The following is a 25,355-nucleotide window of genomic DNA, read 5'->3' on the forward strand; positions in this document are numbered from 1 at the left end:
CGAGTTTTCCCGCCATGTCCGCCGCCGCCTCTGCCGCAGCCCCTGCCCTCAAGACGCAATCGCCGAACCTGCTGATCGCCATTCTGGCCCTGGCGCTGGGGGCCTTTGCCATTGGCACCTCGGAATTCGCGGCGATGGGGCTTTTGCCGATCTTCGCTGCCGATCTGGGGGTGAGCGAGCCGCAGGCGGGCCATGTCATCAGTGCCTATGCGCTGGGGGTGGTGGTGGGGGCGCCCGTGACGACGATCCTGGGGGCAAGACTGCCGCGCCGGCGCTATGTCGCGGGGCTGATCGCGCTTTATGGCGTGCTGAACCTGCTGGCGGCGGTCTTGCCGGGCTTCTCGACGCTGGTCGCGGCGCGCTTTGCCGCCGGGCTGCCGCATGGCGGCTATCTGGGCGTCGCCATGCTGATGGCCGCCGACGCGCTGCCGCGCGACCAGAGGGCCAAGGGCGTGACGCAGGTTCTGCTGGGCCTGACGGTGGCGAATATCGTCGGCGTGCCGCTGGCGGGGGCGCTGGGGCAGGCCTTCGGCTGGCGCTTCGGCTTTGCCCTGCCGGGGCTGCTGGCGCTGGTGGCGGGGCTGCTGATCCTGAAATTCGCGCCACGCCAGGGGGTGGACCCCGAAGCGCGGCCGATGCGGGAACTGGCGGCGCTGGCCGATCCGGCGGTGATCATCACGCTTCTGGTGGGCGTTGTCGGCTCGGGCGGGATGTTCGCGGTCTATGCCTATCTGTCGGCGGCCCTCCTGGCCACGACCGCGCCGCCGGTCTGGGCGGTGGCGGCGCTGCTGTCCTGCTTCGGGATCGGCAGCACTTTGGGCAGCCTTCTGGCCGCGCGGGTGACGATCCGCCTGGGCGCCTTGCGCGCGGCGGCGGTGATGATCGTCTCGGCCATGCTGGCGCAGGGCTTCGCCGCCTGGGCGGTGGGGGATTGGCGGCTGATGCTGTTGTCGTCCTTCCTGCTCGGGCTGGGATCGAACCTCTTCGTCGCCTTGCAGACCCGGCTGATGGAAGTGGGCGGCAAGGGGCAGAGCATGGCAGCGGCGATGAACCATGCCGCCTTCAATGCGGCCAATGCGCTGGGGCCCTGGCTCGCCGGTCTGGCGCTGGCGGCGGGCTGGGGCTGGTCCTCCTCGGGTCTGGTCGGCATCGCGCTGTCGGCGGCGGGGATGGTGGTGCTGGGCCTGGCCGCGCTGCAGGGACGGGCCGCGCGGGCGAGGCAAGGGGCGCTGGACGCGCGCTGACAAGCGGCAGAAAATCGGCTTCTGCCGCGCTTCCCCCCTTTTCAACCGGTGATTCCTTCGTATAGTCCGGCGCCATGACCAAGGGTTTCGCCACGTCCATCCGCCATGCCGACGGCTTTGCCGTCGCACTGCCCCTTGGTCAGCTTCTGCTTCTTAGCCGCCTCTGAGCGTGCCCCCGGGGCGCGACCGCTCAGAGGTGACCAGCGCCCGCCGAAGAGAAGCACCAGGCTAGGATGAAGGATCCCAAGACATGGCCACCGAGACCCAAACGCAACCCCGCGTCCTGATTTTCGATACCACCCTGCGCGATGGCGAACAGTCGCCCGGCGCGACCATGACCCATGAAGAGAAGCTGGAGATCGCCGGTCTTCTGGACGAGATGGGCGTGGATATCATCGAGGCGGGCTTTCCGATTGCCAGCGAGGGCGATTTCGCCGCGGTGAGCGAAATCGCGAAACGGGCGCGGAATTCGACGATCTGCGGGCTGGCGCGGGCGAATTTCAAGGATATCGACCGCTGCTGGGAGGCGGTGAAACACGCGAAAAGCCCGCGCATCCATACGTTCATCGGCACGTCGCCGCTGCATCGGGCGATCCCGAACCTGACCATGGACGAGATGGCCGCGCGCATCCATGACACGGTGACGCATGCCCGCAACCTGTGCGACAATGTGCAATGGTCGCCGATGGATGCGACAAGGACCGAGCATGACTATCTGTGCCGGGTGGTGGAAATCGCGATCAAGGCCGGCGCCACCACGATCAACATTCCCGATACGGTGGGCTATACCTATCCGTTCGAGAGCGCGAAGATCATCGCCATGCTGAAAGAGCGGGTGCCGGGCGCCGACGAGATCATCTTCGCCACCCATTGCCACAATGATCTGGGCATGGCGACGGCCAACAGCCTGGCCGCGGTGGAAGCGGGCGCGCGGCAGATCGAATGCACGATCAACGGCCTGGGCGAACGGGCCGGGAATACCGCTTTGGAAGAGGTGGTGATGGCGATGAAGGTCAGGAATGACATCCTGCCCTATCGCACCGGCATCGACACCACGAAGATCATGCATCTGTCGCGCCGCGTCTCGACCGTGTCGGGCTTTGTCGTCCAGCCCAACAAGGCCATCGTCGGCAAGAACGCCTTCCTGCATGAAAGCGGCATCCATCAGGATGGCGTGCTGAAGAATGTCGAGACCTTCGAGATCATGCGCCCCGAGGATATCGGGCTGACGCAAAAGAACATTGCGATGGGCAAGCATTCGGGCCGGGCGGCGCTGCGCTCGAAGCTGAAGGAACTGGGGGTCGAGCTGGCCGACAACCAGCTGAACGATGTCTTCGTGCGGTTCAAGGCTTTGGCCGATCGCAAGAAGGAGGTCTATGACGAGGACCTGATCGCGCTGGTGTCGGACGAGCAGACCAATGACGCCTATGAATATCTGCAGTTGAAGAAGCTGCGGGTGATCTGTGGCACCGAAGGCCCGCAGGAGGCCGAGATGGTGCTGGCGATCGACGGGGTCGAGCACACAATCGACGCCACCGGCGACGGGCCTGTGGATGCGGCCTTCATGTGCGTGAAGATGCTTTATCCGCACAAGGCGCGGCTGCAGGTCTATCAGGTCCATGCCGTGACCGAAGGCACCGATGCCCAGGCGACCGTCAGCGTGCGGCTGGAAGAGGATGGCCGCATCGCCACCGGCAGTTCGGCCGATACCGATACGATCGTCGCCTCGGTCAAGGCCTATATCAACGGGCTGAACCGGCTGATCGTGCGGCGTCAGAAGACCGCGCCGAATGACGACGTGAAGACGGTGACTTATCACGGGGAATAGGCCGGGCTTGCTGATTGCCTTTGGCGTCTCATCGCTGTGCGCGCTGTGCGGCGATGAGGCCCGAAGCCGCGACAAGGGGCCCCGTCAACGCAGCCAGGCCGAAAGGTCACGGCCGATCAGGGTTTCGGTGCGCCGGATGTCGTCGCGGTACAGCGCGCGCAGATAGGCGATGTCCGCCGGATCGGGCGGGGCCAGGCCCGGGTCGCTGCGGAAATGGCCGCTTTCAGTCCGGGGCACCGGGCTGGAGGGCGGCCGCGCCCCCAGAAACCCGCACAGCTCGGCCAGGCTGCCGAGCGGATCGCGCGCCAGATCCTCGTTCAGCAGGAAGTGCATCTGGCCTTGCGGAAAGCGCCGGATCATCTGGTCGATCTGGGCAGCATAGAAGCCGCGCTCGACATAGCTGAAATTGCGGAGATTGCGCGCGATGCGCTGCCGTCCCTCGCGGATGGCCCGGTTGAAGGGCAAGTCCTCGGCCCCGCGCGTGACCTGCATGCGCCATTGCGAATAGGCCCGCGCCGCCGGGTCGCGCAGGATGGCGATCAGTCGCATGGCGGGATTGTAGGCCCGGATGCGGTCAAGACAATCTGGGCGGAACATGTAGTAGGGCGTCGCCTCGCCGCAGATCTGACGCGGCGCCGCTGGGGCGAAGGCGGCCTCATAGCCGGCATAGTCGGGACGGACCCAATCCACCCCCGTCTCGTCATCGAAGAAATGCAACTCCTTGCGGTCGGGCAGACAGAGATCGTCACATCGGCGCAGATGCGCGTAGAGTGCGGTCGTCCCCGCCTTCTGCGCGCCAACGATCAGGAAGGCGACCCGGGGCGAGCGCGGATCAGACATAGTCGAAGGCGCGCAGACCCGGCAGGGCCGCCGCCTGCACCGCGGGGGCAGAATCGGGCGGCAAGGCAGTGTGACGCTGCGGCACCGGCGCACCGGGCGGCATGTCGGCGCAGGCCGCGGCGAATTGCGGCAGATCAAGGGACCGGAACAGCGCCGCCGCGCAGCCCGCCGGATCGCGCGCCACATCTTCGTAGCGCAGCCGCAGATAGCACGGGCCGAGCCGATCCGTCGCGAAGCTGGCCACGGCCAGATTGCTGTCAGACCAGAATTGCGCCCTGGCGACCGGGCTGTCCTCGCCCTGGGGGCGGTGCAGGCGATACTGGCGCTGGTTGGTCGACAGCGCCATGTCGCGGCCGTCGCGCACGACATGGATCACCCGCAGCGCCGGACAAAGCCGCAGGGACAGCGGCAGAAGGAACATTGAGCGGGGGTTTTGCCAGCCCCAGACAGCGCCTTCGGGACGGCCGGTCAGATGGCGAGACAGGGCCTCGCGCCAGAGCGCGAGCGCCGGGGGCGGCGGCTCGGTCCCGGGGTCGCGGATCAGCGCCGCCTCGCCATCGAGGGCGAGGAGGCCGATCGTATCGACAAGATCGAGCGAATCCTCGGCCCCGTTGCGGTTGCCCCCCAGAAACACCCCGGCGCGCCGGAGGATCTGGCCCAGGATGCGTGTTCCCGATCCGCCCGAGACGCAGACACAGATCACGGGCATGGCGAACGGGTCGGGCGGGACGGAGAACGGTTCGGCAAGGTCAGACATGGCCGCCAGTTGTTCTGCGCCGTGGCGGAGGGTCAAGGGGCGGCGAGTCACATGCGACGAAGACGGCCGTTCATCCCTTCATCTCTTGCAGCGTATTGCCGCCATCGACCACGAGCGTGGTTCCCGTGACATAGCTGGCCTCGTCCGAGGCCAGGAACAGCGCGCAGGCCGCCACTTCATCGGGCGTGCCGGGGCGGCCTGCGGGGGTCTTGGCCCCGGCGCGTATCTCTTTCGGACTGGAGCTGGCAGTGGCGATCCATCCCGGCAGGACGGCGTTGCAGGTGATGCCGTGGCGTCCGTATTCCAGAGCGATGGAGCGGGTCATGCCGGTGATGCCGGCCTTGGCGGTGGCATAGGCGGAGGAGCCGTCGATGGCAACCATCGGGCCGGTGACCGAGGCGATGTTGACGATGCGGCCATAACCGCGTTCGGCCATGCCCGGCAGAGCGGCGCGGCAGCAATGGAAGGTCGTGTTGATGTTCAGGGCCATGTGATGCGCCCAGGCTTGATCGGACCATCCGGCAAGGCTTTGGCGCGCGACCCGCTTGCCGGTCTGCACCATGCCTGCGTTGTTCACCAGAAGCTCGACCGGGCCAAGCTGCGTCGCGACTTCGGCGAAAAGTGCCGCGACCTGCGCGGGGTCGGTCAGGTCGGCCACATGGCCCATGCAGCCCAGCGCCCGCGCGCGATCCTGCACATGCGGCCCGGTCGCGGTCACGCAGACCCGCGCCCCTGCGGCGAGCAAGGCGCGGGCGATGGCATAGCCGATTCCCCCCTCAGACCCTGCGCCGGTCACCAGCGCGACCCGATCCTTAACTCCGGCCATGCGGCCCCCCTTTCCGCCTTGCGCGGCAGATGTTGCAAAAGGTCAATTCTTGCACTGTTCTACGCCAGATCCGGCCTTCGAATATTGAGTTTTTTCAGTCGCGCAGAATTGCGCAGGGTGGTTTTTGCCCGGCCTTTCCCTCGGGCAGGCGAATGCGTATAGGAAGGCGCCCTCTGCACTTGGCCGAGTCTTTCACGACCGAGTCGTCGGGCCTCATCGCCGCCCCGCTTCCTCTCGCAAAGGACCGCCCCGCATGTCCATCCTTTCAGGCCTTTTTTCCTCCGACATGGCCATCGACCTGGGGACGGCGAATACGCTGGTCTATATCCGCGGCAAGGGGATCGTGCTGAACGAGCCTTCGGTGGTGGCCTATCACGTCAAGGACGGCAAGAAGGTGGTGCTGGCCGTGGGCGAGGATGCCAAGCTGATGCTGGGCCGCACGCCGGGCAGCATCGAGGCGATCCGGCCGATGCGCGACGGGGTGATCGCGGATTTCGACTCTGCCGAACAGATGATCAAGCATTTCATCCGCAAGGTGCAGAACCGCCGGGTCTTCGGGAACCTGAAGGTCATCGTCTGCGTGCCGCATGGCGCGACGCCGGTGGAAAAGCGGGCGATCCGCAATTCGGTGCTGCAGGCGGGCGCACGGCGGGCGGGGTTGATCGCGGAACCGATTGCGGCGGCAATTGGCGCGGGGATGCCGATCACCGAGCCGACCGGGAACATGGTCGTGGATATCGGCGGCGGGACCACGGAAGTGGCGGTCCTGTCGCTGGGCGACATCGTCTATGCCCGCTCGGTGCGCGTGGGCGGCGACCGGATGGACGATTCGATCATCAGCTATCTGCGGCGTCATCAGAACCTTCTGATCGGCGAGTCGACGGCCGAGCGGATCAAGACCTCGATCGGCACGGCCCGGATGCCCGATGACGGGCGCGGGGCGAGCATGCAGATCCGCGGCCGCGACCTGTTGAACGGCGTGCCGAAGGAGACCGAGATCAACCAGGCCCAGGTGGCCGAGGCGCTGGCCGAACCCGTGCAGCAGATTTGCGATGCGGTGATGCAGGCGCTGGAAGCGACCCCGCCCGATCTGGCCGCCGATATCGTCGATCGCGGCGTGATGCTGACCGGGGGCGGGGCGCTCTTGGGCGATCTGGACCTGGCGCTGCGAGAACAGACCGGCCTTTCGATCTCGGTCGCCAACGAGTCACTGAATTGTGTTGCCCTGGGCACCGGCAAGGCGCTGGAATACGAGAAACAGCTGCGGCATGTGATCGATTACGACAGCTGAGGAACCCGGCCCTGCCCGTTCCCGGCTGACAGCCCAGAGAGGCGCCCTTGTCGAAGACCCGCATCGGACCGGAAGACTATGCGCGCCCCCTGCGCCGCCTGCTGGTGGGGGTGCTTGTGCTGCTGCTTCTGGTGCTGTTCCTGGTCTGGCGGATCGACAGCCCGCGGGTGGAGCGGTTTCGCGCGGCCCTGGTCGACGCTTTGGTGCCGAACCTGGAATGGGCGCTGGTGCCGGTGGCCAAGGTCGCCGACATGGTCGACGATTTCCAAAGCTACACGCGGATTTACGAGCAGAACCAGGAGCTGAAGCGCGAGCTTCAGAAGATGAAGGCCTGGAAGGAAGCGGCCGAGCAGCTGGAGCAGAAGAATGCCCGGCTTCTGGACCTGAACCATGTCCGGCTGGACCCTAAGCTGACGCATATCACCGGGGTGGTCATGGCCGACAGCGGCAGCCCGTTCCGGCAATCGGTGCTGTTGAACGTGGGCGCGCGCGACGGGATTCGCGATGGCTGGGCGACCATGGACGGGATCGGATTCGTGGGCCGCATCTCGGGCCTGGGCGAACGGACCTCACGCGTGATCCTGGTGACCGATTCGAACAGCCGCATCCCGGTGACGGTGCAGCCTTCGGGGCAGAAGGCGCTGTTGTCGGGCGACAACTCGCCCCTGCCGCTTCTGGATTTCATCGAGGATGCCGATGAGGTGCGACCGGGCGACCGGGTGGTGACCTCGGGCGATGGCGAGGTGCTGCCGGCGGGCCTGCTGGTCGGCCAGGTGGTGCGCGGCACCGACAACCGGCTGCGCGTGGCGCTGTCGGCCGACTACCAGCGGCTTGAATTCCTGCGCGTGCTGCGCAGCCATGACATAGAGCCGATTTCCGATCCGGGCGGGCTGATCGCACCGCCCCTGCTGCCTTCGGACCCCGCCCCGGTGGTGGATGGCGAGGGTGACGCGGCGGCCCCGCCGGTGCAGGGCGGCGGCGATGTGGGCGAGACCGGCTCGGGCGACACCGAGGGCGGCGCCTCGGGCAGCGGGTCCCTGCCATGAACCGGCTGCTGCAGACCGATCCCTGGGGTTATCGCGGGCTGTTCCTGGCGCTGGCACTGTTGCTTCTTTTCCTGCGGCTTTTGCCGCTGGGCAATACGGCGGGCGCCCTGCCCGGCCCCGATCTCATGCTGTGCCTGACGCTGGCCTGGATGATGCGGCGGCCCGATTTCCTGCCGGTCTGGATGCTGGTGGTGGTCTTCCTGGCCGAGGATCTGATCCTGATGCGCCCGCCGGGCCTGTGGACGGCGCTGGTGCTGGTGGCGACCGAGTTCCTGCGCGCCCGCACCGCGCTGACGCGCGAACTGAACTTTCTGGTCGAATGGCTCCTGGCCTCGGGGTTGATGCTGGCGATGCTGCTGGTCTATCGCACGGTCTTCGTTGTCACGCTTCTGCCGCAGCCGCCCTTTGGCTTTGCCGCGGTTCAGGTGGCCTGGTCGGCGCTGGCCTATCCGGTGGTCGTTGGCCTGTCGCGGCTGGTCTTCGACCTGCGCAAACCCGCAACGGGCGAGATCGACGATCAAGGGAGGCGCCTGTGAATGCGTAAGTCCCCGTGAGGCGCACCCAGAAGGACACCGAGAAAAGCGCCCGCACCATCACAAGGCGTGGGCTGATGCTGGGCGGGGCGATGACCGCCATGGTGACCGCGCTTGGCGTGCGGATGCGCTATCTCCAGATCGACCAGGCCGAGGAGTTCAAGCTTCTGGCCGAGGAGAATCGCGTCAATATCCGGCTGATCCCGCCCGTGCGCGGCATGATCTATGACCGCAATGGCAAGATCCTGGCCCAGAACGAGCAGAATTACCGCATCTCGATCACCCGCGAGGATGCCGGCGATGTCGATGTGGTGATGCGGCGGCTGGCGACGCTGATCCCGATGACGGCGGAAGAGCTGGAGCAGACGATTTCCGACGTCAAGAAGCACTCGGCCTTCGTGCCGGTCGTGGTGAAGGACCGGCTGAGCTGGGACGAGTTCTCCAAGGTCGCGATCAACGCCCCCGCCCTGCCCGGCGTGGTGCCAGAAGTGGGCCTGTCGCGCCTTTACCCGCGCGATTTCGATTTCGCCCATGTGGTGGGCTATGTCGGCCCGGTCTCGGACAAGGATCTGGCCGGGCTGGAAGATCCCGACCCCGTGCTGCGCCTGCCCAAGTTCCAGATCGGCAAGATCGGCGCCGAGCGCTGGCTTGAGCCGATGCTGCGCGGCACGGCTGGCACGAAGAAGATCGAGGTCAACCATGTCGGCCGCGTGATGCGCGAGCTGGAGCGCAAGGAAGGCCAGAAGGGATCCGACATCCTTCTGACCATCGACGCCAACCTGCAAAACTTTACGCAGGCAAGATTGGGCGAGGAAAGCGCTGCTGTGGTGGTGATGGATGTCACCAATGGCGATGTGCTGGCTTGCGTCTCCTCGCCCAGTTTCGACCCCAACCTTTTCGTGCGCGGCATCAGCCATGCCGATTACTCGGCCCTGACCGAGCATGACCACCGGCCTCTGGCCAACAAGTCGGTCTCGGGCGCCTATCCGCCCGGCTCGACCTTCAAGATGGTGACGGCGCTGGCAGCGCTGCATTCCGGCTCGATCGGCGTGGGCCATTCGGTGCGCTGCCCCGGCTATCTGGAATATGGCGGCCGCAAGTTCCATTGCTGGAGCCGCGGCGGCCATGGCGCGGTCGGGCTGACACGGTCCTTCGAGCAAAGCTGCGACGTGTTCTATTACGACGTGGCGCAGAAGGTTGGCATTGACAAGATTGCCGAGATGGGCCGGATGCTGGGCCTGGGCCTGCGCCATGACCTGCCGATGTCGGCGATCACCGAAGGCATCATGCCGACCAAGGCCTGGAAGCAGGAGCGCTACAAGCAGGACTGGCGGATCGGCGACACGATCAACGCCTCGATCGGCCAGGGATATGTGCTGGCCTCGCCGCTGCAACTGGCGGTGATGACAGCGCGGATCGCAAGCGGGCGCGCGGTGGAGCCGCGGCTGGTGCATGTGGTCGATGGCAAGGAAATGCCCGTGGCCGAGGCACCCCTTCTCGACATCGCGCCGGAATTCCTGACGGCCGTGCGCAAGGGCATGCATGACGTGGTGAACGGCGCGCATGGCACGGCGAAAGGCAGCCGGGTGGTCGAACCGACCATGGTCTTCGCGGGCAAGACCGGCACCAGCCAGGTGCGCAACATCACCGCCGCCGAACGGGCGCGGGGCGTGGTGTCGAATGATCAGCTGCCCTGGAACCGCCGCGACCACGCGCTGTTCGTGGGCTACGCGCCCTATGACAATCCGCGCTATGCCGTCTCGGTGGTGGTGGAACACGGCTCGGGCGGATCGACCACCGCCGCGCCCATCGCGCGCGACGTGATCCTGGCCGCGTTGAACAAGGGCCTGCCGCCGCTGGAGGCCTATCCCGCCTCGCAGCGCGGCCGGATCGAGACCATGCTCAAGGAGCTGCCGTTGCGTGATCCGGCGACCGGCATCGCCCCCAAGGCGGAAAGGGCCTGAGCCATGGCCTATCTGGAAAACCGGCTCAAACATGTGCCGACCGGGCTGCGCAAGGTCCTGTACATCAACTGGCCGCTGGTCGTGCTGGTTACCGCCGTTTCGCTGGTCGGGATATTGATGCTCTATTCCATCGCGGGCGGCGATTTCGATGTCTGGGCGCGGCGGCAGGCCCAGGTCTTCGTCGCCGGCATGGTGCTGATGTTCATCGTGGCCTTCGTGCCGATCTGGGTCTGGCGGTCGATGGCGGGGGCAGCCTATATCGTCTCTTTCGCGCTGCTGATCTTTGTCGAGTTCATGGGCCGGATCGGCATGGGGGCGCAAAGGTGGATCGAGCTGGGGCCGATCAACCTGCAACCGTCCGAGATGATGAAATTCGCCCTCGTGATGCTGCTGGCGGCCTATTACGACTGGCTGGACCTGAAGAAAGTCTCGCGGCCCTTCTGGGTGCTGGTGCCGGTGCTTCTGACCGTGGCGCCCACGGTGCTGGTTCTGATGCAGCCGAACCTTGGCACTTCGGTCATGCTGCTGGCGGCGGGGGCGACCGTGATGTTCGTGGGCGGCGTATCCCTGTGGTATTTCGGCGCGGTGATCGCAGTGGTCGCCGGCGCGGTCGCCTCGGTCTTCCTGTCGCGCGGCACGCCCTGGCAATTGCTGCATGACTATCAATATCGCCGGATCGACACCTTCCTTGACCCTTCGGCCGATCCTTTGGGCGCGGGCTACAATATCATCCAGGCCAAGATCGCGCTGGGGTCGGGCGGTTGGAGCGGCAAGGGCTTCATGCAGGGCACGCAATCGCGGCTGAACTTCCTGCCGGAGAAGCAAACCGACTTCATCTTCACCACGCTGGCCGAGGAATTCGGCTTTGTCGGCGCCTTCTCGCTTCTGGCGATCTATGCGCTGATCATCGGCTTCTGCCTTTATGCCGCCTTGCAGAACAAGGACCGCTTCTCCTCGCTGCTGATCATCGGGGTCGCAGCGAATTTCTTCTTCTACATCGCGGTGAACCTGTCGATGGTCATGGGCATGGCCCCGGTCGTGGGCGTGCCGCTGCCGCTGCTGTCCTATGGCGGTTCGGCGATGCTGGTGATCCTGGTCGGCTTCGGGCTGGTACAAAGCGCCTATGTCCACCGCCCGCGCTGAGGCGGATTCTCTCTTGTCTTTCCTTGGCTTGCCGCTTCATCTTGGTGTGAAACGCTCCGGGGGTCCGGCGGCTGGTCCCCGGGGCCTTGCCGCCAACGCCGCCGCCTTGTCCTGAAAGGCCCTGCCCATGCTGACTCTGCTCTTCGCCTCTCCTGCCAATTGGGACGAATATCGCGAAGTTCTGCCCGGCGCGCTGGAGGCGGCGGGGATCAGGGCGCAAATCTTTACACTGGAAAATCAACCGGCACCGGACCAGGTCGACTATCTCATCTACGCGCCTTCCTCACCCTTGCAGGATTTCACCCCCTTCACGCGTGCCAAGGCGGTGCTGTCGCTCTGGGCGGGAGTGGAGCGGATCGTGGGCAATACCACGCTCACCCAGCCGCTCTGCCGCATGGTCGATCCCTGGCTGACCGAGGGGATGGTGGAATGGGTGGTGGGCCACACGCTGCGCCACCACCTGGGCATGGACAGGCATATCGTCAACCCGGACCATGTCTGGGACCCCGCCAGCCCACCCCTGGCGCGCGACCGGCGGGTGGCGGTGCTGGGCCTGGGCGCCCTGGGCCTGGCCTGCGCCCGGGCGTTGCAGGGTTTGAACTTTGCCGTGTCAGGATGGAGCCGGACCGCGAAGGACATCGCCGGCCTGCCCACCGCCCATGGTGCCGATGGCCTGCGCGCCACGCTGGCCGCGGCAGAGATCGTGATCCTGCTGCTGCCCAAGACGCCAGAGACAGAGAACACGCTGGATGCCGCCGCGCTGGCGGCGATGCCCAAGGGCGCGGTGATCCTGAACCCGGGCCGCGGCGCGCTGATCGACGATGCGGCGCTGCTGGCCGCGCTGGATGCGGGCCAGATCGGCCATGCCACGCTGGACGTATTCCGCGTCGAACCCTTGCCCAAGGATCATCCGTTCTGGTCCCATCCGGGGGTAACCGTCACCCCGCATATCGCTGCCGATACGCGGCCCGCCTCGGCGGCGCGGGTGCTGGTCGAGAACATCCGCCGGGGCGAAGCGGGGGAACCGCTGCTGAACCTCGTGGATCGCGCGCGGGGCTATTGAGCGCGGCGCCCCGGGTCAGGGCTTGCCGACCTTGGGGGCGCGGAACACTTTGGTGCGGGCAAACAGATCCTCAAGCTGGTTGAGCCGGTCCTGCACCGCATCGGCCAGCCGGCCCTGAACCTGGGCCAAGAGCGCCTCGACCACGACAAGGATCGCGGCGGTGGAATCCCAGGCGGCGGGGACCTCGATCTGGCAGGCCAAAGTGTGCCGGGCATGGGCCACGGCGGGCGAGAGCCAGCGATCGGTGATCAGCACCACCTCGGCGCCCTGCGCCGCCGCCAGTTCGGCGAATTGCCCGGCATTGCCCTCGTATCGGCGGATGTCGAAGATCACCGCGACATCGCCCGCCCGCAGGTCGAGCAGCGCCTGCTGCCAGTCGGTCAGGTGATCGGCCAGGAAGGAAACCTCGGGCCGGATCACCCGCAGAAGCGTGGCCATGTAGTCGGCATGGGCATGGGTCAGCCGCCCGCCCATCACCACCACCCGCCGGTTGATGTCGGACAGAAGCTCGGCCGCGCCCAGGAAATCGGCGGGGCGGATCTGGGCCAGCGTCGCGTCGATATTGGCGACGACCTGCGCGGCGAAACCCTGCAAGGGATGGGCAGGCGCGCCTTCGGTCAGCGACAAAGGCGCGACCAGAAGATGCTCGACCTCGCGCCGCAGGACCTGCTGGTAATCGGAATAGCCCTTGAAGCCCAGTTTCTGCACCAGCCGCACCACCGTGGGCGATGACACATCCGCCGCCCGCGCCAGCGTGGTGATGGACCCCAGCGCCGACATCGGGAAATGCGACAGGATATGGGTCGCGGCCTGGCGCTCGGCCCGTGTCAGATCGGCCAGCGCCGCGCGCATCCTGTCTTCGATCCGGGCCGGTTCAGCCATTTCGCCCCCAATGTCGAAAGAAACGATTGTAACAGAGATTCGCACGCCGGAATATTCTTGACAGAAATCGCGCGGGCGGGAACCCTTGATCAAAACGGGGAGATGACTCGCAGATGACAATGGGGGCAACCACGCCGGGAGCGGCGCGGGCGGCGGCTTGGCCGCGCCTTATGGGGCGCTGACCGATGCCGCGCAGCGCGATCATCTTCGTGCGCCTGATCGAGGCGCTTAATTACCGCATCGGCCGGATGGCGATGTATCTGCTGTTCGTCCTTGCCGGTGTCTTGCTGTGGTCGATCATTGCCAAGGCCTTTGGCCGCCCGCCGCTCTGGACGCAGGAAATGGCGCAATTCGCCATGGTGTCCTATTTCGTGCTGGGCGGGGCCTATTCGCTGCAATTGGGCGCCAATGTGCGGATGGATCTGATCTACGGCCGCTGGTCGCCACGGCGGCAGGCGGCAGTGGATGCGGTCACGGTCTTCGCGATGATCTTCTTCCTGGGCGTCGTGCTGTATGGCGGCATCGACAGCACGATCTATGCCTTTGAAATCGGCGAGAGGTCGCGCACGGTCTGGCGGCCCTATATGGCCCCGATCAAGATGATCATCTGTTTTGGGGTCTTCCTGATGATCCTCCAATCCCTGGCCTTCCTGATCCGTGACATCGCGCGGCTGCGCGGGGAAGAAATCTGATGCCGAACGAATATATCGCCCTCGTGATGTTCGGCGGCATGGTGATCATGCTTTTGACCGGCCAGCGGGTCTTTGCCGTCATCGGTTTCGTCGGCGCGGTTGCGGCCCTTGCGCTCTGGGGCACCGGCGGCTCGGCCATCCCCTTCACCAGCGGCATCAAGCTGATGAACTGGTATCCGATGCTGACCCTGCCGATGTTCGTCTGGATGGGCTATGTCATGTCGGAAACCCGCATGGCGGACGATCTGTACAAGATGTTCCATGTCTGGTTCGGCGCCATTCCGGGCGGGCTGGCGATCGGGACGATCTTCCTGATGGTGCTGATTTCCGCCATGAACGGCCTGTCGGTGGCGGGTCTGGCGATCGGCGCCACCATTGCTTTGCCCGAGATGCTGAAGCGCGGCTATGACAAGGTGATGATCACCGGGGTCATTCAGGGCGGGTCGAGCCTTGGCATCCTGATCCCGCCATCGGTCGTGCTGGTGCTCTATGCGATGATCGCGCGCCAGCCGGTCGGGCAATTGTGGCTTGCCGGGGTGTTTCCGGGCCTGCTGATGGCCGGGGTCTTCCTGATTTACATCATCATCCGCTGCGCGCGGAACCCCGCGCTTGGCCCGCCGCTGAGCGCCGAGGAACGCGCGGCAAGCCAGGGGGAGAAATACCGGCTGCTGCGCGCGGGCATCCTGCCCTTCGCGATCTTCGCAGCGATGATGGGGCCGTTCCTATATGGCTGGGCCAGCCTGGTCGAAGCCTCGGTGATCGGCGCCACCATCGCGACGCTGGTGGCCGTGGTGCGCGGCCGGATGACCCGCAAGGTCTTTGACAGCTGCATGGTCCAGACCCTGGGCGTCAGCTGCATGTTCATGTGGATCATCTTGGCCGCCCTGGCCTTCGGCGCGGTTTTCGACGGGCTGGGCGCGGTCAAGGCGATCGAGACGCTGTTCCTGCAGGATATGGGTCTGTCGCCCTGGACGATCCTGATCCTGATGCAGGTGTCCTTCCTGATCATGGGCATGTTCCTGGACGACACCGCGATGCTGGTGATCGTGGCGCCGCTCTACATACCGCTGGTCGCCAAGCTGGACCTTGGCATGCCGCCGCAGGATGTGCTGATCTGGTATGGCGTTCTCTACACCATCACTTGCCAGATCGCCTATATCACCCCGCCCTTCGGCTATAACCTGTTCCTGATGCGCGCCATGGCGCCCGACCATGTGTCGCTGGCCGATATCTACCGATCCATCGTGCCGATCGTCGGGCTGATGATCCTGACGCTGGTGATCGTGATGCTGTTCCCGGACATCGCGCTCTGGCTGCCGCATCTTGTCTACGGCGCGCCTTGAGGCCCCGAACCGAAAACCGGGCAGAGACCCGCGAGACCAGAAGATCAACCCAACGGAGGTAACAATGACGACGACCAGACGGAAATTCCTCAGCACCGGCGCGCTGGCCGGGGCCGCCGCTCTTGCCGCCCCCGCCGTTCAGGCGCAGGCCGCGCCGATCAAGTGGCGGATGCAGACCTATGCCGGCGCCGCCTTGGGCGAGCATGTGGTGAAACCCGCCATCGACGCGTTCAACAAGATCGCCGCCGGGCAGATGGAGATCGAGCTTTACTACGCCGATCAGCTGGTGCCGACGTCGGAACTGTTCCGCGCCATGCAGTCGGGCACGATCGATGCGGTGCAGTCGGATGACGATTCGATGCAGTCGCCCACCGAAGTGACGGTGTTCGGCGGATATTTCCCGCTGGCGCTGCGCTATTCGCTGGACGTGCCGGTGCTGTTCAACCAGTACGGGCTCGACCAGATCTGGAAGGAAGAATATGGCAAGGTGGGCGTGCAGCACATCTCGGCCGGATCCTGGGATCCCTGCCATTTCGCCACCAAGGACCCGATCAACAGCCTGAAGGATCTGGAAGGCAAGCGCGTCTTCACCTTCCCGACCGCAGGCCGGTTCCTGGCGCAATTCGGCGTGGTGCCGATGCAGCTGCCCTGGGAGGACATTCAGGTCGCGCTGCAAACGGGCGAGCTGGACGGGATCGCCTGGTCGGGCATCACCGAGGATTACACGGTTGGCTGGGCCGATGTGACCAAGTATTTCCTGACCAACAACATCTCGGGCGCCTGGATCGGCCATTTCTTCGCCAATCAGGACCGCTGGAACGAAGTGCCGGAGCATCTGCAAGAGCTGATGAAGGTCTGCTTCGAGCAGTCGCATTATTACCGCCAGTGGTGGTATTGGGGCGGCGAGGCCGATCTGCGGGTCAACGGGCCGAAGCTCCAGCTGACCTCGATCCCCGATTCCGAATGGGCGACCGTGGAACAGGCCGCCGCCACCTTCTGGGACGAGATCGCGGCGGAGTCCGAGGTCAAGGCCAAGGTCGTCGAAGTCATCAAGAAATACAATGACGTGATGAGCAAGGCCGGGCGGCCCTACCGCTACGGCTGATCCCGACACGGCGGGCCGGCGCGCCTTGCGCCCCGGCCCGTCCTTCGGGACCCTGAAAGGCAAGAAGATGACCCCTTCCGTCGCGGCGGATTGCTGGCCCAGAAAACCCGAATTCGGAGGGGCCGGGGCAGTGGCGTGACCCCTGCCCTGCTGCGCCCCTTGGGGCGCTGTCCGAAACCTATGAATTTATGAGGCCGAAATGCCCGGAACCCTGACCCTTGACGCCCTGAAGAAGCTTGTCGCCTCGGGCGAGATCGACACTGTCCTTGTGGCCGCCCCCGACATGCAAGGCCGCCTGATGGGCAAGCGTTTCCACGCCGCCTTCTTCGTGAATGGCGGCTATGAAGAGACCCATTGCTGCGACTATCTTCTGGCCGTCGACATGGAGATGACCACCGTCCCCGGCTACAAGACCAGCAGCTGGGAAAAGGGCTATGGCGATTATGTCATGAAGCCCGATCTGGCGACGCTGCGGGCACTGCCCTGGCTGCCGGGCACGGCCCTGTGCCTGGCCGACCTTCTGGATCACCACACGCATGAGGAAGTTTCGGTTTCGCCCCGCGCGATTCTGAAACGCCAGGTCGCACGGGCCCGGGCGATGGGCTTCGAGCCGATGATGGCGACCGAGCTGGAATTCTACATCTTCGAGAACAGCTATGAAGGGCTGCGTGATGGCGGCCTGTCGGCGCTGAAGCCGATCAGCGCCTATAACGAGGATTACCACATCTTCCAGACCACCAAGGAAGAGGGGCTGATGCGGGCGGTGCGCAATGGCCTCTATGGTGCGGGCATCCCCGTCGAAAACACCAAGGGCGAGGCCGATGCCGGCCAGCATGAGGTGAACTACAAATATTCCGACGCGCTGGACACGGCCGACAACCATGTGATCGTCAAGCAGGCGGTCAAGGAGATCGCCCATGCGGCGGGCAAGTCGGTGACCTTCATGGCCAAATATGACCACCGCAAGGCCGGATCGTCGAGCCATGTCCACCAAAGCCTGTGGACCAAGGACGGCAAGCCGGTTTTCGCCGACAAGGCCGATGCGCATGGCATGTCGGCGACCATGAAGCATTTCCTGGCGGGTCAGCTGGCCCATGCCACCGAGATCACCGCCTTCCTTGCGCCCTATGTGAACAGCTACAAGCGCTTCTGCATCGGGCTTTTCGCGCCGACCAAGGCGGTCTGGAGCGCCGACAACCGCACGGCGGGCTTCCGCATCTGCGGGCTGCATTCCAAGGCGATCCGGGTGGAATGCCGCATCCCCGGCAGCGACGTGAACCCCTATCTCGCCTGTGCGGCCCTGCTGGCCGCTGGTCTGGCGGGGATCGAGGGCAAGCTGGAGCTGGAGCCCGAGATGAAGGGCGACATGTACAGCGCCCAGGGCATCCGCGAGATCCCGCACAACCTGCGCGACGCCTCGGCCGCGCTTCTGGGCAGCACGATGCTGCGCCAGGCCTTCGGCGACGATGTGGTCGAGCATTACCACCATGCGGCGGAATGGGAGATCCTCGAGACCGACCGCGTGGTGACGGATTTCGAACTGCAAAGGCTCTTGGAGCGGGTGTAAGAGCGCCCGCCACCGCAGGGAATTGCACGACAGGGCGGGGAAACCCCGCCCCAAGACACAAGGGGGACGGCCCCCGCAAAGGTGAGACGATGAAACCCATCCAGTTGATTTCCCCGGTCGATGGCCGGGCCTATGTCGAAAGGCAGCCCCTGTCGCCCGAGGCGGCCGAGGCCGCCGTTGCCCGCGCACGGGCGGCGCAGAAACCCTGGGCGGCGCGGCCCTTGGACGAGCGGATTGCCCTGGTCAAGGCCGGCGTCGCCGCCCTGACCGCGATGAAAGAGGACATCGCCGAGGAACTGGCGCGGCAGATGGGCCGGCCGATCCGCTTTGGCCAGGGCGAGATGGGCGGCGTGAATGCCCGCACCGACTATATGGCCGGCATCGCCGCCGAGACGCTGGCGCCGCATATGATCGAGGATTCCAACGCCTTCCGCCGCTATATTGCGCGCGAGGCCCTGGGCGTGGTCTTCGTCATCGCGCCCTGGAACTACCCGTTCCTGACCGCGATCAACACCATCGTCCCGTCGCTGATCGCCGGCAACACCGTGATCCTGAAACACGCCAGCCAGACCCTGCTGGCGGGCGAGCGGCTGGCCCAGGCCTTCCATGCGGCAGGTGTGCCAGAAGATGTGTTCCAGAATGTCGTCCTGGACCACGCCACGACCGAGGCACTGATCAAGGCCCGCGCTTTCGACTTCGTGAACTTCACCGGCTCGGTCGCGGGCGGCCAGGCGATCGAACGGGCGGCCGCGGGCACCTTTACCCCGCTGGGTCTGGAACTGGGCGGCAAGGATCCGGGCTATGTCCGGGCTGACGCCAATCTGGACGCGGCGGTCGATACGCTGATGGACGGGGCGATGTTCAACTCGGGGCAATGCTGCTGCGGGATCGAGCGGATCTATGTCCATGAAAGCCTGTACGACGCTTTCGTCGAGAAAGCCGTGGCCTGGGTGAACGGGTTGAAGCTGGGCAGCCCTCTGGACCCGGAAACCACGCTGGGGCCGATGGCCAATGTGCGTTTCGCCAAGGTCGTGCGCGAGCAGGTGGCCGAGGCCATCGCGGCGGGCGCGAAGCCGCTGATCGACGCCAAGGCATTCGCGGCAGATGATGGCGGCGCCTACCTTGCGCCGCAGGTGCTGGTGAATGTCGACCACACGATGCGGGTGATGACCGAAGAGTCCTTCGGCCCGGTCGTGGGCATCATGAAGGTCAAGGACGATGCCGAGGCGCTGGCGCTTATGAACGACTCGCCCTACGGGCTGACCGCCTCGGTCTGGACCGACGATTACGAAACCGCGGCGGCAATCGGCGCGCAGATCGAGACCGGTACAGTCTTCATGAACCGCGCCGATTACCTCGACCCCGCCCTGTGCTGGACCGGCTGCAAGGATACCGGCCGCGGCGGTTCGCTCTCTTATCTGGGTTTCCATTCGGTGACCCGTCCGAAATCCTATCACTTGAAGAAGGTGTGACATGTCTCACGGCGTTCCGAACCGGAACTGGTCCTACCCCACTGCCATCAAATTCGGCGTGGGACGCATTGCCGAACTGGCCGAACACGCGGCCTCGGCCGGGCTGAAGAAGCCCCTGCTGGTGACTGACAAGGCGCTGGCCTATCTGCCGATCACCTCGGCGGCGCTGGATGTGATGGACAAGGCCGGTCTGGGCCGGGCGATGTTTTCCGACGTCGACCCGAACCCGAACGAGAAGAACATGGCTGACGGCATCGACGTCTATGTCAAGGGCGGCCATGACGGGGTGATCTGCTTCGGTGGCGGCTCGGCGCTGGATCTGGGCAAGATGATCGCGCTGATGGCGGGGCAGAAGGCCAGCCTCTCGGTCTGGGATCTGGAAGATGTCGATGACTGGTGGACCCGTGCCGATGCCTCGAAGATCGCGCCGATCATCGCCGTGCCGACCACGGCTGGAACTGGATCGGAAGTCGGCCGGGCGGGCGTGCTGACCAACAGCGCCACCCATAAGAAGAAGATCATCTTCCATCCGGCGCTGATGCCCAAGGTCACGATCTGCGACCCGGCCCTGACCGTGGGCATGCCCAAGTTCATCACTGCCGGCACCGGCATGGATGCGCTGGCCCATTGCCTTGAGGCCTATTGCAGCCCGTTCTACCACCCGATGAGCCAGGGCATCGCACTGGAAGGGATGCGGCTGGTGTTCGAGAACCTGCCCAAAGTCTATGCCAGTCCCAACGACCTGATGGCCCGCGGCCATATGATGTCCGCCGCCGCCATGGGCGCGGTGGCCTTCCAGAAGGGTTTGGGCGCGATCCATTCGCTGTCGCATCCGATCGGCGCGGTCTATGGCACCCATCACGGCACGACGAATGCCGTCGTGATGCCGATGGTGCTGGATTTCAACCGCCCGGCCATCGAGGACCGGATCAGGGCAGCGGCGGCCTATCTGGGCATTGAAGGCGGCTTTGACGGCTTCCGCGCGGCGGTGATGCGCCTGCGCGAGACGCTGGCCATTCCGCCGACGCTGACCGCTCTGGGGGTGAAGGACCCCGATCTGGCCATGCTGACCGAAATGGCGCTGGAAGACCCGTCCTGCGGCGGCAACCCCATCGAGATGACGGCGGCGAACACCCGCGCCCTTTACGAGGCCTGCCTGTAACAGGCAGCCTTGATCAGCGCCTTCGGTTTGTCCTCGCCGCCCGCGACGAGACGCCGAAGGCGAACAAGGAGCAGGCGATGGTGCGGCGGCTTGAAACTGAAATCGCGGTGATCGGCGCAGGGGTGATCGGCCTTGCCGTGGCCGAACGCCTGCTGGCTGAAGGGCGCGATGTCCTGCTGATCGACCCCGGTGCGCCCGGCATGGGGGCGAGCTATGGCAATGCCGGCACCATCGCCGATTATGCCGTGGCCCCGGTCGGCACGCCGGATGTGCTGAAGAACCTGCCCTCGCTTCTGTTCAACAAATCCTCGCCGCTGGCGATCCGCCCCGGCGGGTTTCCGGCGCTTCTGCCCTGGCTGTTGCGGTTTGCTCGCCAGTCTCTGCCCGGCCCCGCCGCGCGCAACGCCCAGGCGATCGCGGCGCTGCTGAAGGGCGCAGGTCCGCTGTGGCAGGAGCTTGCGGCGCGGATTGGTGCCGCCGACATCCTGCAACCGCGCGGCTGCCTGTATCTCTACGGCAGCGCCGCCGAAGCCGCGGCAGCCGAGGCCGAAATGGCCCGGCGGCGCGATCTTGGCGTCTCGGTCAGGGTGATCGCGGGTGCCGAACTGGCGGCGCTGGAACCGGGCCTGCCCCCGATGGCGGGGGCGGCTTTCTTTCCCGATGCGATCTTCCTGAACGACCCGGGCAAGATGATGCAGGCGCTGGCCGCCCGCGTCACCGAAGGCGCCGAACATCTGATGGCCCCCGCCACGCTTCTTGCGCGCGAAGGCAAGGGCGTGCGACTTGAGGGGCCGGGCTTTGCCGTGACCGCGCGCCATGCGGTGCTGGCCGCAGGCGCACATTCCCGCCCGCTGGCCGCCATGGCCGGTGACCGGGTGCCATTGGACACCGAACGCGGCTATCACGTCGAATGGGACATGCCCAAGGCGCGGCTGACCCGCCCCTCCTGCGTGATGGCGCGTGGGTTCTACCTGTGCCCCATGGCGGGACGTTTGCGGGCGGTCGGCACGGTGGAACTGGGCGGGCTGACCGCGCCGCCGTCGCCCCATCGCATCGCCAAGCTGGTCGAAGGCGCACGCAGCGTCTTTCCGGACCTGCCCGGAACGCCGGACCGGACATGGATGGGCTTCCGCCCCTCGATGCCCGACAGCCTGCCGGTGATCGGGCCGTCCCACGCGGGACCCGAGATCCTGCATGCCTATGGCCATGGCCATCTGGGTGTGACGCTGGCCCCGGTCACCGCCGGGATCATCGCAGATCTTGTGGCCGGGCGACCCGCCACACGCGCCCTGCCCGCCATCAGCCCCGCCCGGTTCTGAGCCGCGAGAGGCCCGCGCCTGCGAGGCACCGCGGCGGAATGGAAAACGCCCGCCCCTTTGCAGGGACGGGCGTTCCAATCTTGCGCGGCGCGGTCAGGGTGCCGGGGTCGGCGCGGGTGTGGTCGAGGCGCCGGTCGGCTCGGGCGCGGTGGTGGCCCCGCCCGGCAGTTCGGTCGCGGGCGCGGGTTCCGAGGATTCCGCCGCGGGCGGCGTCGGCCGGCCATAGATGATTTCCTTGCCGCCGTCGTAGATCATCTTCAGCGAGACATAGAGGATAAGCGCAAGGCCGACATAGGCGATCCAGCGGTGCTTGTTCAGCAGCTTGGCCACGAAGGTCGCGGCAAAGCCCATCAGCGCCACCGAAAGCACAAGCCCGATGATCAGCACGGTCGGGTGGCCATGGGCGGCACCGGCCACGGCCAGCACGTTGTCGAGCGACATGGACACGTCGGCGACAACGATCTGGGTTGCCGCCTGGGCGAAGGTCTTCTGCTTGCCGACGGGGGCGATCTGACCATCCTTGTTCAGGTCTTCGCCGGTGACGGCCTCGGCCGCAGCATGTTCCGCCTCATGCCCGCCCTCGCGCAGCTCGCGCCACATTTTCCAGCAGACCCAGAGCAGCAGGATGCCGCCGGCCAGAAGCAGGCCGATAATGGCAAGAAGCTGGGTGGTAAGAAGCGCGAAACCGATCCGCATGATCGTTGCCGCGATGATGCCGACGAGGATCGCCTTGCCCCGCAGTTCCTTGGGCAGCCCGGCCGCCGCCAGACCGATCACGACGGCATTGTCGCCCGCTAACACAAGGTCAATGCCGATGACCTGAAGAAGGGCCATGAAGCCCGCGTAGGTGAAGATTTCCATTCTGTCCCCATGTTGGCATGCGCCCCGCCAAGGACGCGATTTCTGGGCTAACTAGGGTCTGTCCCTCTGGATCACAAGAGCGTGGGTTAAAATTGACCTTGCAGCGCGCAGGGGCCGGAGCCACAACCCGGTTTGCGGCGTTGGGGCTTTGCAGACGCGGAAAGCCTGCGTCCCTGCTCGTTTTGCCATGGTTGCTGATGGTGCCCGACCTCGTTCAGACCCTTCTGAAGAACCCTCTTTTCGACCATCTTCTGGTCGTGGCGGGTGTATTGCTGATCGCCCTGTCGATCCTTCTTGTGCTTCAGGTGCGAAGCACGCCGCAATCTGCGGTCGCCTGGATCCTGTTCATCATCCTGCTGCCCTATATCGGCGTGCCGATCTTTCTGGCGCTTGGCTTTCGCAAGCAGCGCCGGGGGGTCTCTCCTCGGCGCTTCACCGATGGGCCACGGGAACTTTCCGCCGATCTGGCGGCCCGCCTGCCCGACGGCGCGGCGGATGCGGCGCGGCTGTTCCGGTCAACCGGCGCTGCCCCGGTGACGACCGGCAATGCGCTGGAGATCCATCGCGATGATGCCCATGCCCTGGCCGAACTGAACCGGATGATCGACGGCGCGACGCACGACATCGACGCTCTGTTCTATATTCTGCGCAACGATGCGGCGGGGCGCGCCTTTGTCGAGCGGCTGACGGCGCGGGCGCAAGCCGGGGTGACGGTGCGTCTGGGTCTGGACCGGCTGGGCACGCTGAAACGCCCGCGCAAGGAATTGGCGGCGCTGGTCGCTGCGGGGGGCGAGGTGCGCTATGTTTCGCCCTTCCTGCATCTGCGCAATGCGGGCAACCTGAACCTGCGCAACCATCGCAAGCTGGTGTTGACCGACGCTTTCTGCGCGCCGGGCCGGTCCGCAACGCTGTGGACGGGCGGACGCAATATTGGCAATTCCTACCTCTTGCAGCCACCGGGCGGGCGGGTGGACCTGTCCTTCACCGCCACGGGACCGATCGCCGCCGCCTTTGGCGAGGTCTTCGCCTCGGACTGGCTGGTGGCCGGCGGCAAGGACCTGCGTGCGGCAGCCGCCCTGGCGGTGACGGTGGCGGAAGCCGAACAGGGCAAGGTGGCGGAAGCGGCGCCGCCGCCGCCCGCCACCGGTTCTGGGGACGGCCCCGCCTTGCAGCTCGTCAGCGCCGGCCCGGATGAGCCGAAGGACGGGCTGCACGATGGCCTTGTCGCGGCCATTCACCGCGCCCGAGACAGGGTCTGGATCGCGACGCCCTATTTCATTCCGACCGAACCGCTGGCCCTGGCGCTTGCCAATGCTGCGCGGTCGGGCCGCGATGTCCGCATCTTCGTGCCGGGCCGGTCGGACCAATGGACCGCCGATTTCGCCCGCGGCACCTTTCTGCGCGAGGTCGAGCGGGCGGGCGCGCGCATCCTGCGCCACGACCGCGGCATGATGCATGCGAAACTGGTGCTGATCGACGGCTGGAGCCTCACCGGCTCGGCGAATTTCGATATCCGCTCGATGCGACTTAACTTTGAATGCATGGTGGCGGTTTATGATTCCGCCACCTCGACGGCGCTTGAGGCCTGGTTCCTTGCAGCCAGCGAGGGGGCGGCCGAACCGCTGCCGCCCTCGCGCCTGCACCGGCGCATCCTTGAACGCCTGTTCCGGCTGGGAGCGCCGATGCTGTGACCAAGACGAAAGACGAGACCCACGAAACCGGCACCCTGCGCGTGGTGACCTGGAACATCCGCAAGGCCATGGGGACCGACCGCAAGCGGGACCCCGAGCGGGTGATGCAGATCATCGCCGGGATGAAGGCCGACCTCGTCCTGATTCAAGAGGCCGATTTCCGCCTGCCGCCGCGCCCGCCCGTGCTGGCGCCCGCCCGGATCGAGGCGGCGACGGGACTGAAGCCCGCCGTCTTTCCGCATGGCCGCGAGTCTTTGGGCTGGCATGGCAATGCGCTTCTCTTCGGTCCGCGATTGACCATCGATAGCCTGAACCATCATGATCTGCCCGGGGTCGAGCCGCGCGGCTGCGTCGAGGCGGTGCTGGTCAGGGGGGAGGCGCGGCTGCGTGTGCTGGGCGTGCATCTCGGCTTGTTGCGGGCCTCGCGCCGGACGCAGCTGTCCGCGATCCTGGCGATCCTTGAGGCCGGGCCGGAGTTGCCGACGCTGATCGCTGGTGATTTCAACGAACGCTCGCTGACGGTCGGGCTGGGGCGGCTGTCGCGCCGCTTCCGCATCCTGTCGGGCGGGCCGACCTGGCATTCCCGCCATCCGGTCTTCGCGCTGGACCGCATCGCCGTGACGAAGGAATTCGCAGATGCCTCGGCCAGCGCGCTGCGCAACGCGCTGACGGCGCAGGCCTCAGACCATCTGCCGCTTGTCGCGGACCTGACCCTGGGCTGAGACG

General features: G+C 66.0%; 22 protein-coding genes. 17 read left to right on the forward strand and 5 right to left on the reverse strand.

Annotation, left to right across the window (positions count from 1 at the left end; translation table 11 throughout):
* Positions 1–14: 14 nt before the first annotated feature.
* Both ACED67_RS13955 and ACED67_RS13960 read left to right on the forward strand, forming a co-directional pair.
* Complete coding sequence (locus ACED67_RS13955) at positions 15–1,244, forward strand: MFS transporter (protein ID WP_395542284.1); 1,230 nt, start codon at positions 15–17, stop codon at positions 1,242–1,244.
* A gap of 250 nt (positions 1,245–1,494) precedes the next feature.
* Entirely contained in the window at positions 1,495–3,072 is a 1,578-nt protein-coding gene (locus ACED67_RS13960; protein WP_395542285.1) for a 2-isopropylmalate synthase, read from the forward strand.
* A gap of 84 nt (positions 3,073–3,156) precedes the next feature.
* Here ACED67_RS13960 and ACED67_RS13965 read toward each other — a convergent pair whose 3' ends face one another.
* The 3 genes from ACED67_RS13965 to ACED67_RS13975 all read right to left on the reverse strand — a co-directional run bounded on the left by ACED67_RS13965 (position 3,157) and on the right by ACED67_RS13975 (position 5,495).
* A complete protein-coding gene (locus tag ACED67_RS13965; RefSeq protein WP_395542286.1) occupies positions 3,157–3,912 on the reverse strand; it encodes a sulfotransferase domain-containing protein in 756 nt (251 codons plus the stop codon).
* The gene (locus tag ACED67_RS13970) at positions 3,905–4,669 is read right to left on the reverse strand and encodes a sulfotransferase (RefSeq protein WP_395542287.1); all 765 of its coding nucleotides are present in this window, start codon (positions 4,667–4,669) and stop codon (positions 3,905–3,907) included. The genes ACED67_RS13965 and ACED67_RS13970 overlap by 8 nt, the downstream gene beginning before the upstream one ends.
* A 70-nt stretch (positions 4,670–4,739) precedes the next feature.
* Positions 4,740–5,495 (reverse strand): SDR family NAD(P)-dependent oxidoreductase, encoded by a 756-nt coding sequence (locus tag ACED67_RS13975; RefSeq protein ID WP_395542288.1) that lies wholly within the window; start codon positions 5,493–5,495, stop codon positions 4,740–4,742.
* Positions 5,496–5,748: 253 nt separating this feature from the next.
* Between ACED67_RS13975 and ACED67_RS13980 the strand changes: the two genes are divergently transcribed.
* From ACED67_RS13980 to ACED67_RS14005, 6 genes are all read left to right on the forward strand, one after another.
* Positions 5,749–6,786, forward strand: a complete 1,038-nt coding sequence (locus ACED67_RS13980) for a rod shape-determining protein (protein ID WP_395542289.1) — start codon at positions 5,749–5,751, stop codon at positions 6,784–6,786.
* Between the two features lie 47 nt (positions 6,787–6,833).
* Entirely contained in the window at positions 6,834–7,832 is a 999-nt protein-coding gene (mreC, locus tag ACED67_RS13985; protein ID WP_395542290.1) for a rod shape-determining protein MreC, read from the forward strand.
* On the forward strand, positions 7,829–8,368 hold the full coding sequence (locus tag ACED67_RS13990) for a rod shape-determining protein MreD (protein WP_395542291.1): 540 nt from the start codon (positions 7,829–7,831) through the stop codon (positions 8,366–8,368). The genes mreC and ACED67_RS13990 overlap by 4 nt, the downstream gene beginning before the upstream one ends.
* Positions 8,369–8,382: 14 nt before the next feature.
* A complete protein-coding gene (gene mrdA, locus ACED67_RS13995) occupies positions 8,383–10,329 on the forward strand; it encodes a penicillin-binding protein 2 (protein WP_395542292.1) in 1,947 nt (648 codons plus the stop codon).
* A 3-nt stretch (positions 10,330–10,332) separates the two neighbouring features.
* A complete protein-coding gene (gene rodA / locus ACED67_RS14000) occupies positions 10,333–11,472 on the forward strand; it encodes a rod shape-determining protein RodA (protein ID WP_395542293.1) in 1,140 nt (379 codons plus the stop codon).
* Between the two features lie 127 nt (positions 11,473–11,599).
* Positions 11,600–12,535: a 2-hydroxyacid dehydrogenase gene (locus tag ACED67_RS14005; RefSeq protein ID WP_395542294.1), complete on the forward strand. Its 936-nt coding sequence runs from the start codon at positions 11,600–11,602 to the stop codon at positions 12,533–12,535.
* A gap of 15 nt (positions 12,536–12,550) precedes the next feature.
* Here the strand turns inward: ACED67_RS14005 and ACED67_RS14010 are convergent, their stop codons facing one another.
* Positions 12,551–13,417 carry a MurR/RpiR family transcriptional regulator gene (locus ACED67_RS14010; RefSeq protein ID WP_395542295.1) on the reverse strand — a complete coding sequence of 289 codons (867 nt, stop codon included), beginning with the start codon at positions 13,415–13,417 and terminating at the stop codon, positions 12,551–12,553.
* A gap of 185 nt (positions 13,418–13,602) precedes the next feature.
* On the opposite strand from ACED67_RS14010, the gene ACED67_RS14015 reads away from it, so the two are divergent.
* From ACED67_RS14015 to ACED67_RS14045, 7 genes are all read left to right on the forward strand, one after another.
* Complete coding sequence (locus tag ACED67_RS14015; RefSeq protein ID WP_395542296.1) at positions 13,603–14,109, forward strand: TRAP transporter small permease subunit; 507 nt, start codon at positions 13,603–13,605, stop codon at positions 14,107–14,109.
* Positions 14,109–15,452 carry a TRAP transporter large permease gene (locus tag ACED67_RS14020; RefSeq protein ID WP_395542297.1) on the forward strand — a complete coding sequence of 448 codons (1,344 nt, stop codon included), beginning with the start codon at positions 14,109–14,111 and terminating at the stop codon, positions 15,450–15,452. Before ACED67_RS14015 ends, ACED67_RS14020 begins: the two co-directional genes overlap by 1 nt.
* 64 nt (positions 15,453–15,516) lie before the next feature.
* The gene (locus ACED67_RS14025; protein ID WP_395542298.1) at positions 15,517–16,557 is read left to right on the forward strand and encodes a TRAP transporter substrate-binding protein; all 1,041 of its coding nucleotides are present in this window, start codon (positions 15,517–15,519) and stop codon (positions 16,555–16,557) included.
* A gap of 199 nt (positions 16,558–16,756) precedes the next feature.
* The gene (locus tag ACED67_RS14030) at positions 16,757–18,124 is read left to right on the forward strand and encodes a glutamine synthetase family protein (RefSeq protein WP_395542299.1); all 1,368 of its coding nucleotides are present in this window, start codon (positions 16,757–16,759) and stop codon (positions 18,122–18,124) included.
* A gap of 89 nt (positions 18,125–18,213) precedes the next feature.
* On the forward strand, positions 18,214–19,596 hold the full coding sequence (locus ACED67_RS14035) for an aldehyde dehydrogenase family protein (protein WP_395542301.1): 1,383 nt from the start codon (positions 18,214–18,216) through the stop codon (positions 19,594–19,596).
* Position 19,597: 1 nt separating this feature from the next.
* Positions 19,598–20,758, forward strand: a complete 1,161-nt coding sequence (locus ACED67_RS14040; protein ID WP_395542302.1) for an iron-containing alcohol dehydrogenase — start codon at positions 19,598–19,600, stop codon at positions 20,756–20,758.
* Positions 20,759–20,835: 77 nt separating this feature from the next.
* Positions 20,836–22,077 (forward strand): NAD(P)/FAD-dependent oxidoreductase, encoded by a 1,242-nt coding sequence (locus tag ACED67_RS14045; protein WP_395542304.1) that lies wholly within the window; start codon positions 20,836–20,838, stop codon positions 22,075–22,077.
* A 93-nt stretch (positions 22,078–22,170) separates the two neighbouring features.
* On the opposite strand, the gene ACED67_RS14050 is transcribed toward ACED67_RS14045, so the two are convergent.
* The gene (locus tag ACED67_RS14050; protein WP_395542305.1) at positions 22,171–22,938 is read right to left on the reverse strand and encodes a TerC family protein; all 768 of its coding nucleotides are present in this window, start codon (positions 22,936–22,938) and stop codon (positions 22,171–22,173) included.
* A gap of 197 nt (positions 22,939–23,135) precedes the next feature.
* Here ACED67_RS14050 and ACED67_RS14055 point away from each other — a divergent pair, with 197 nt between their 5' ends.
* Positions 23,136–24,629 carry a phospholipase D-like domain-containing protein gene (locus ACED67_RS14055; RefSeq protein ID WP_395542306.1) on the forward strand — a complete coding sequence of 498 codons (1,494 nt, stop codon included), beginning with the start codon at positions 23,136–23,138 and terminating at the stop codon, positions 24,627–24,629.
* Positions 24,626–25,351 carry an endonuclease/exonuclease/phosphatase family protein gene (locus ACED67_RS14060; protein ID WP_395542307.1) on the forward strand — a complete coding sequence of 242 codons (726 nt, stop codon included), beginning with the start codon at positions 24,626–24,628 and terminating at the stop codon, positions 25,349–25,351. Before ACED67_RS14055 ends, ACED67_RS14060 begins: the two co-directional genes overlap by 4 nt.
* The last annotated feature ends 4 nt before the right edge of the window (positions 25,352–25,355 follow it).

It is taken from the genome of Neotabrizicola paludis, assembly GCF_044142105.1.
Classification (GTDB): Bacteria; Pseudomonadota; Alphaproteobacteria; order Rhodobacterales; family Rhodobacteraceae; genus Pseudogemmobacter.

Bases quoted from the DNA above. Each gene is read 5' to 3' on its own strand.
- ACED67_RS14030 (WP_395542299.1), top strand. From the start codon at position 16,757: ATGCCCGGAACCCTGACCCTTGACGCCCTGAAGAAGCTTGTCGCCTCG.
- ACED67_RS14050 (WP_395542305.1), bottom strand. From the start codon at position 22,938: ATGGAAATCTTCACCTACGCGGGCTTCATGGCCCTTCTTCAGGTCATC.
- rodA (WP_395542293.1), top strand. From the start codon at position 10,333: ATGGCCTATCTGGAAAACCGGCTCAAACATGTGCCGACCGGGCTGCGC.
- ACED67_RS14055 (WP_395542306.1), top strand. From the start codon at position 23,136: ATGGTGCCCGACCTCGTTCAGACCCTTCTGAAGAACCCTCTTTTCGAC.
- ACED67_RS14040 (WP_395542302.1), top strand. From the start codon at position 19,598: ATGTCTCACGGCGTTCCGAACCGGAACTGGTCCTACCCCACTGCCATC.
- ACED67_RS13980 (WP_395542289.1), top strand. From the start codon at position 5,749: ATGTCCATCCTTTCAGGCCTTTTTTCCTCCGACATGGCCATCGACCTG.
- ACED67_RS13955 (WP_395542284.1), top strand. From the start codon at position 15: ATGTCCGCCGCCGCCTCTGCCGCAGCCCCTGCCCTCAAGACGCAATCG.
- ACED67_RS14010 (WP_395542295.1), bottom strand. From the start codon at position 13,417: ATGGCTGAACCGGCCCGGATCGAAGACAGGATGCGCGCGGCGCTGGCC.
- ACED67_RS14025 (WP_395542298.1), top strand. From the start codon at position 15,517: ATGACGACGACCAGACGGAAATTCCTCAGCACCGGCGCGCTGGCCGGG.
- ACED67_RS13970 (WP_395542287.1), bottom strand. From the start codon at position 4,669: ATGTCTGACCTTGCCGAACCGTTCTCCGTCCCGCCCGACCCGTTCGCC.
- ACED67_RS13960 (WP_395542285.1), top strand. From the start codon at position 1,495: ATGGCCACCGAGACCCAAACGCAACCCCGCGTCCTGATTTTCGATACC.
- ACED67_RS14005 (WP_395542294.1), top strand. From the start codon at position 11,600: ATGCTGACTCTGCTCTTCGCCTCTCCTGCCAATTGGGACGAATATCGC.
- ACED67_RS13975 (WP_395542288.1), bottom strand. From the start codon at position 5,495: ATGGCCGGAGTTAAGGATCGGGTCGCGCTGGTGACCGGCGCAGGGTCT.
- ACED67_RS13965 (WP_395542286.1), bottom strand. From the start codon at position 3,912: ATGTCTGATCCGCGCTCGCCCCGGGTCGCCTTCCTGATCGTTGGCGCG.
- ACED67_RS14015 (WP_395542296.1), top strand. From the start codon at position 13,603: ATGCCGCGCAGCGCGATCATCTTCGTGCGCCTGATCGAGGCGCTTAAT.
- ACED67_RS14035 (WP_395542301.1), top strand. From the start codon at position 18,214: ATGAAACCCATCCAGTTGATTTCCCCGGTCGATGGCCGGGCCTATGTC.
- ACED67_RS14045 (WP_395542304.1), top strand. From the start codon at position 20,836: ATGGTGCGGCGGCTTGAAACTGAAATCGCGGTGATCGGCGCAGGGGTG.
- ACED67_RS14020 (WP_395542297.1), top strand. From the start codon at position 14,109: ATGCCGAACGAATATATCGCCCTCGTGATGTTCGGCGGCATGGTGATC.
- ACED67_RS13990 (WP_395542291.1), top strand. From the start codon at position 7,829: ATGAACCGGCTGCTGCAGACCGATCCCTGGGGTTATCGCGGGCTGTTC.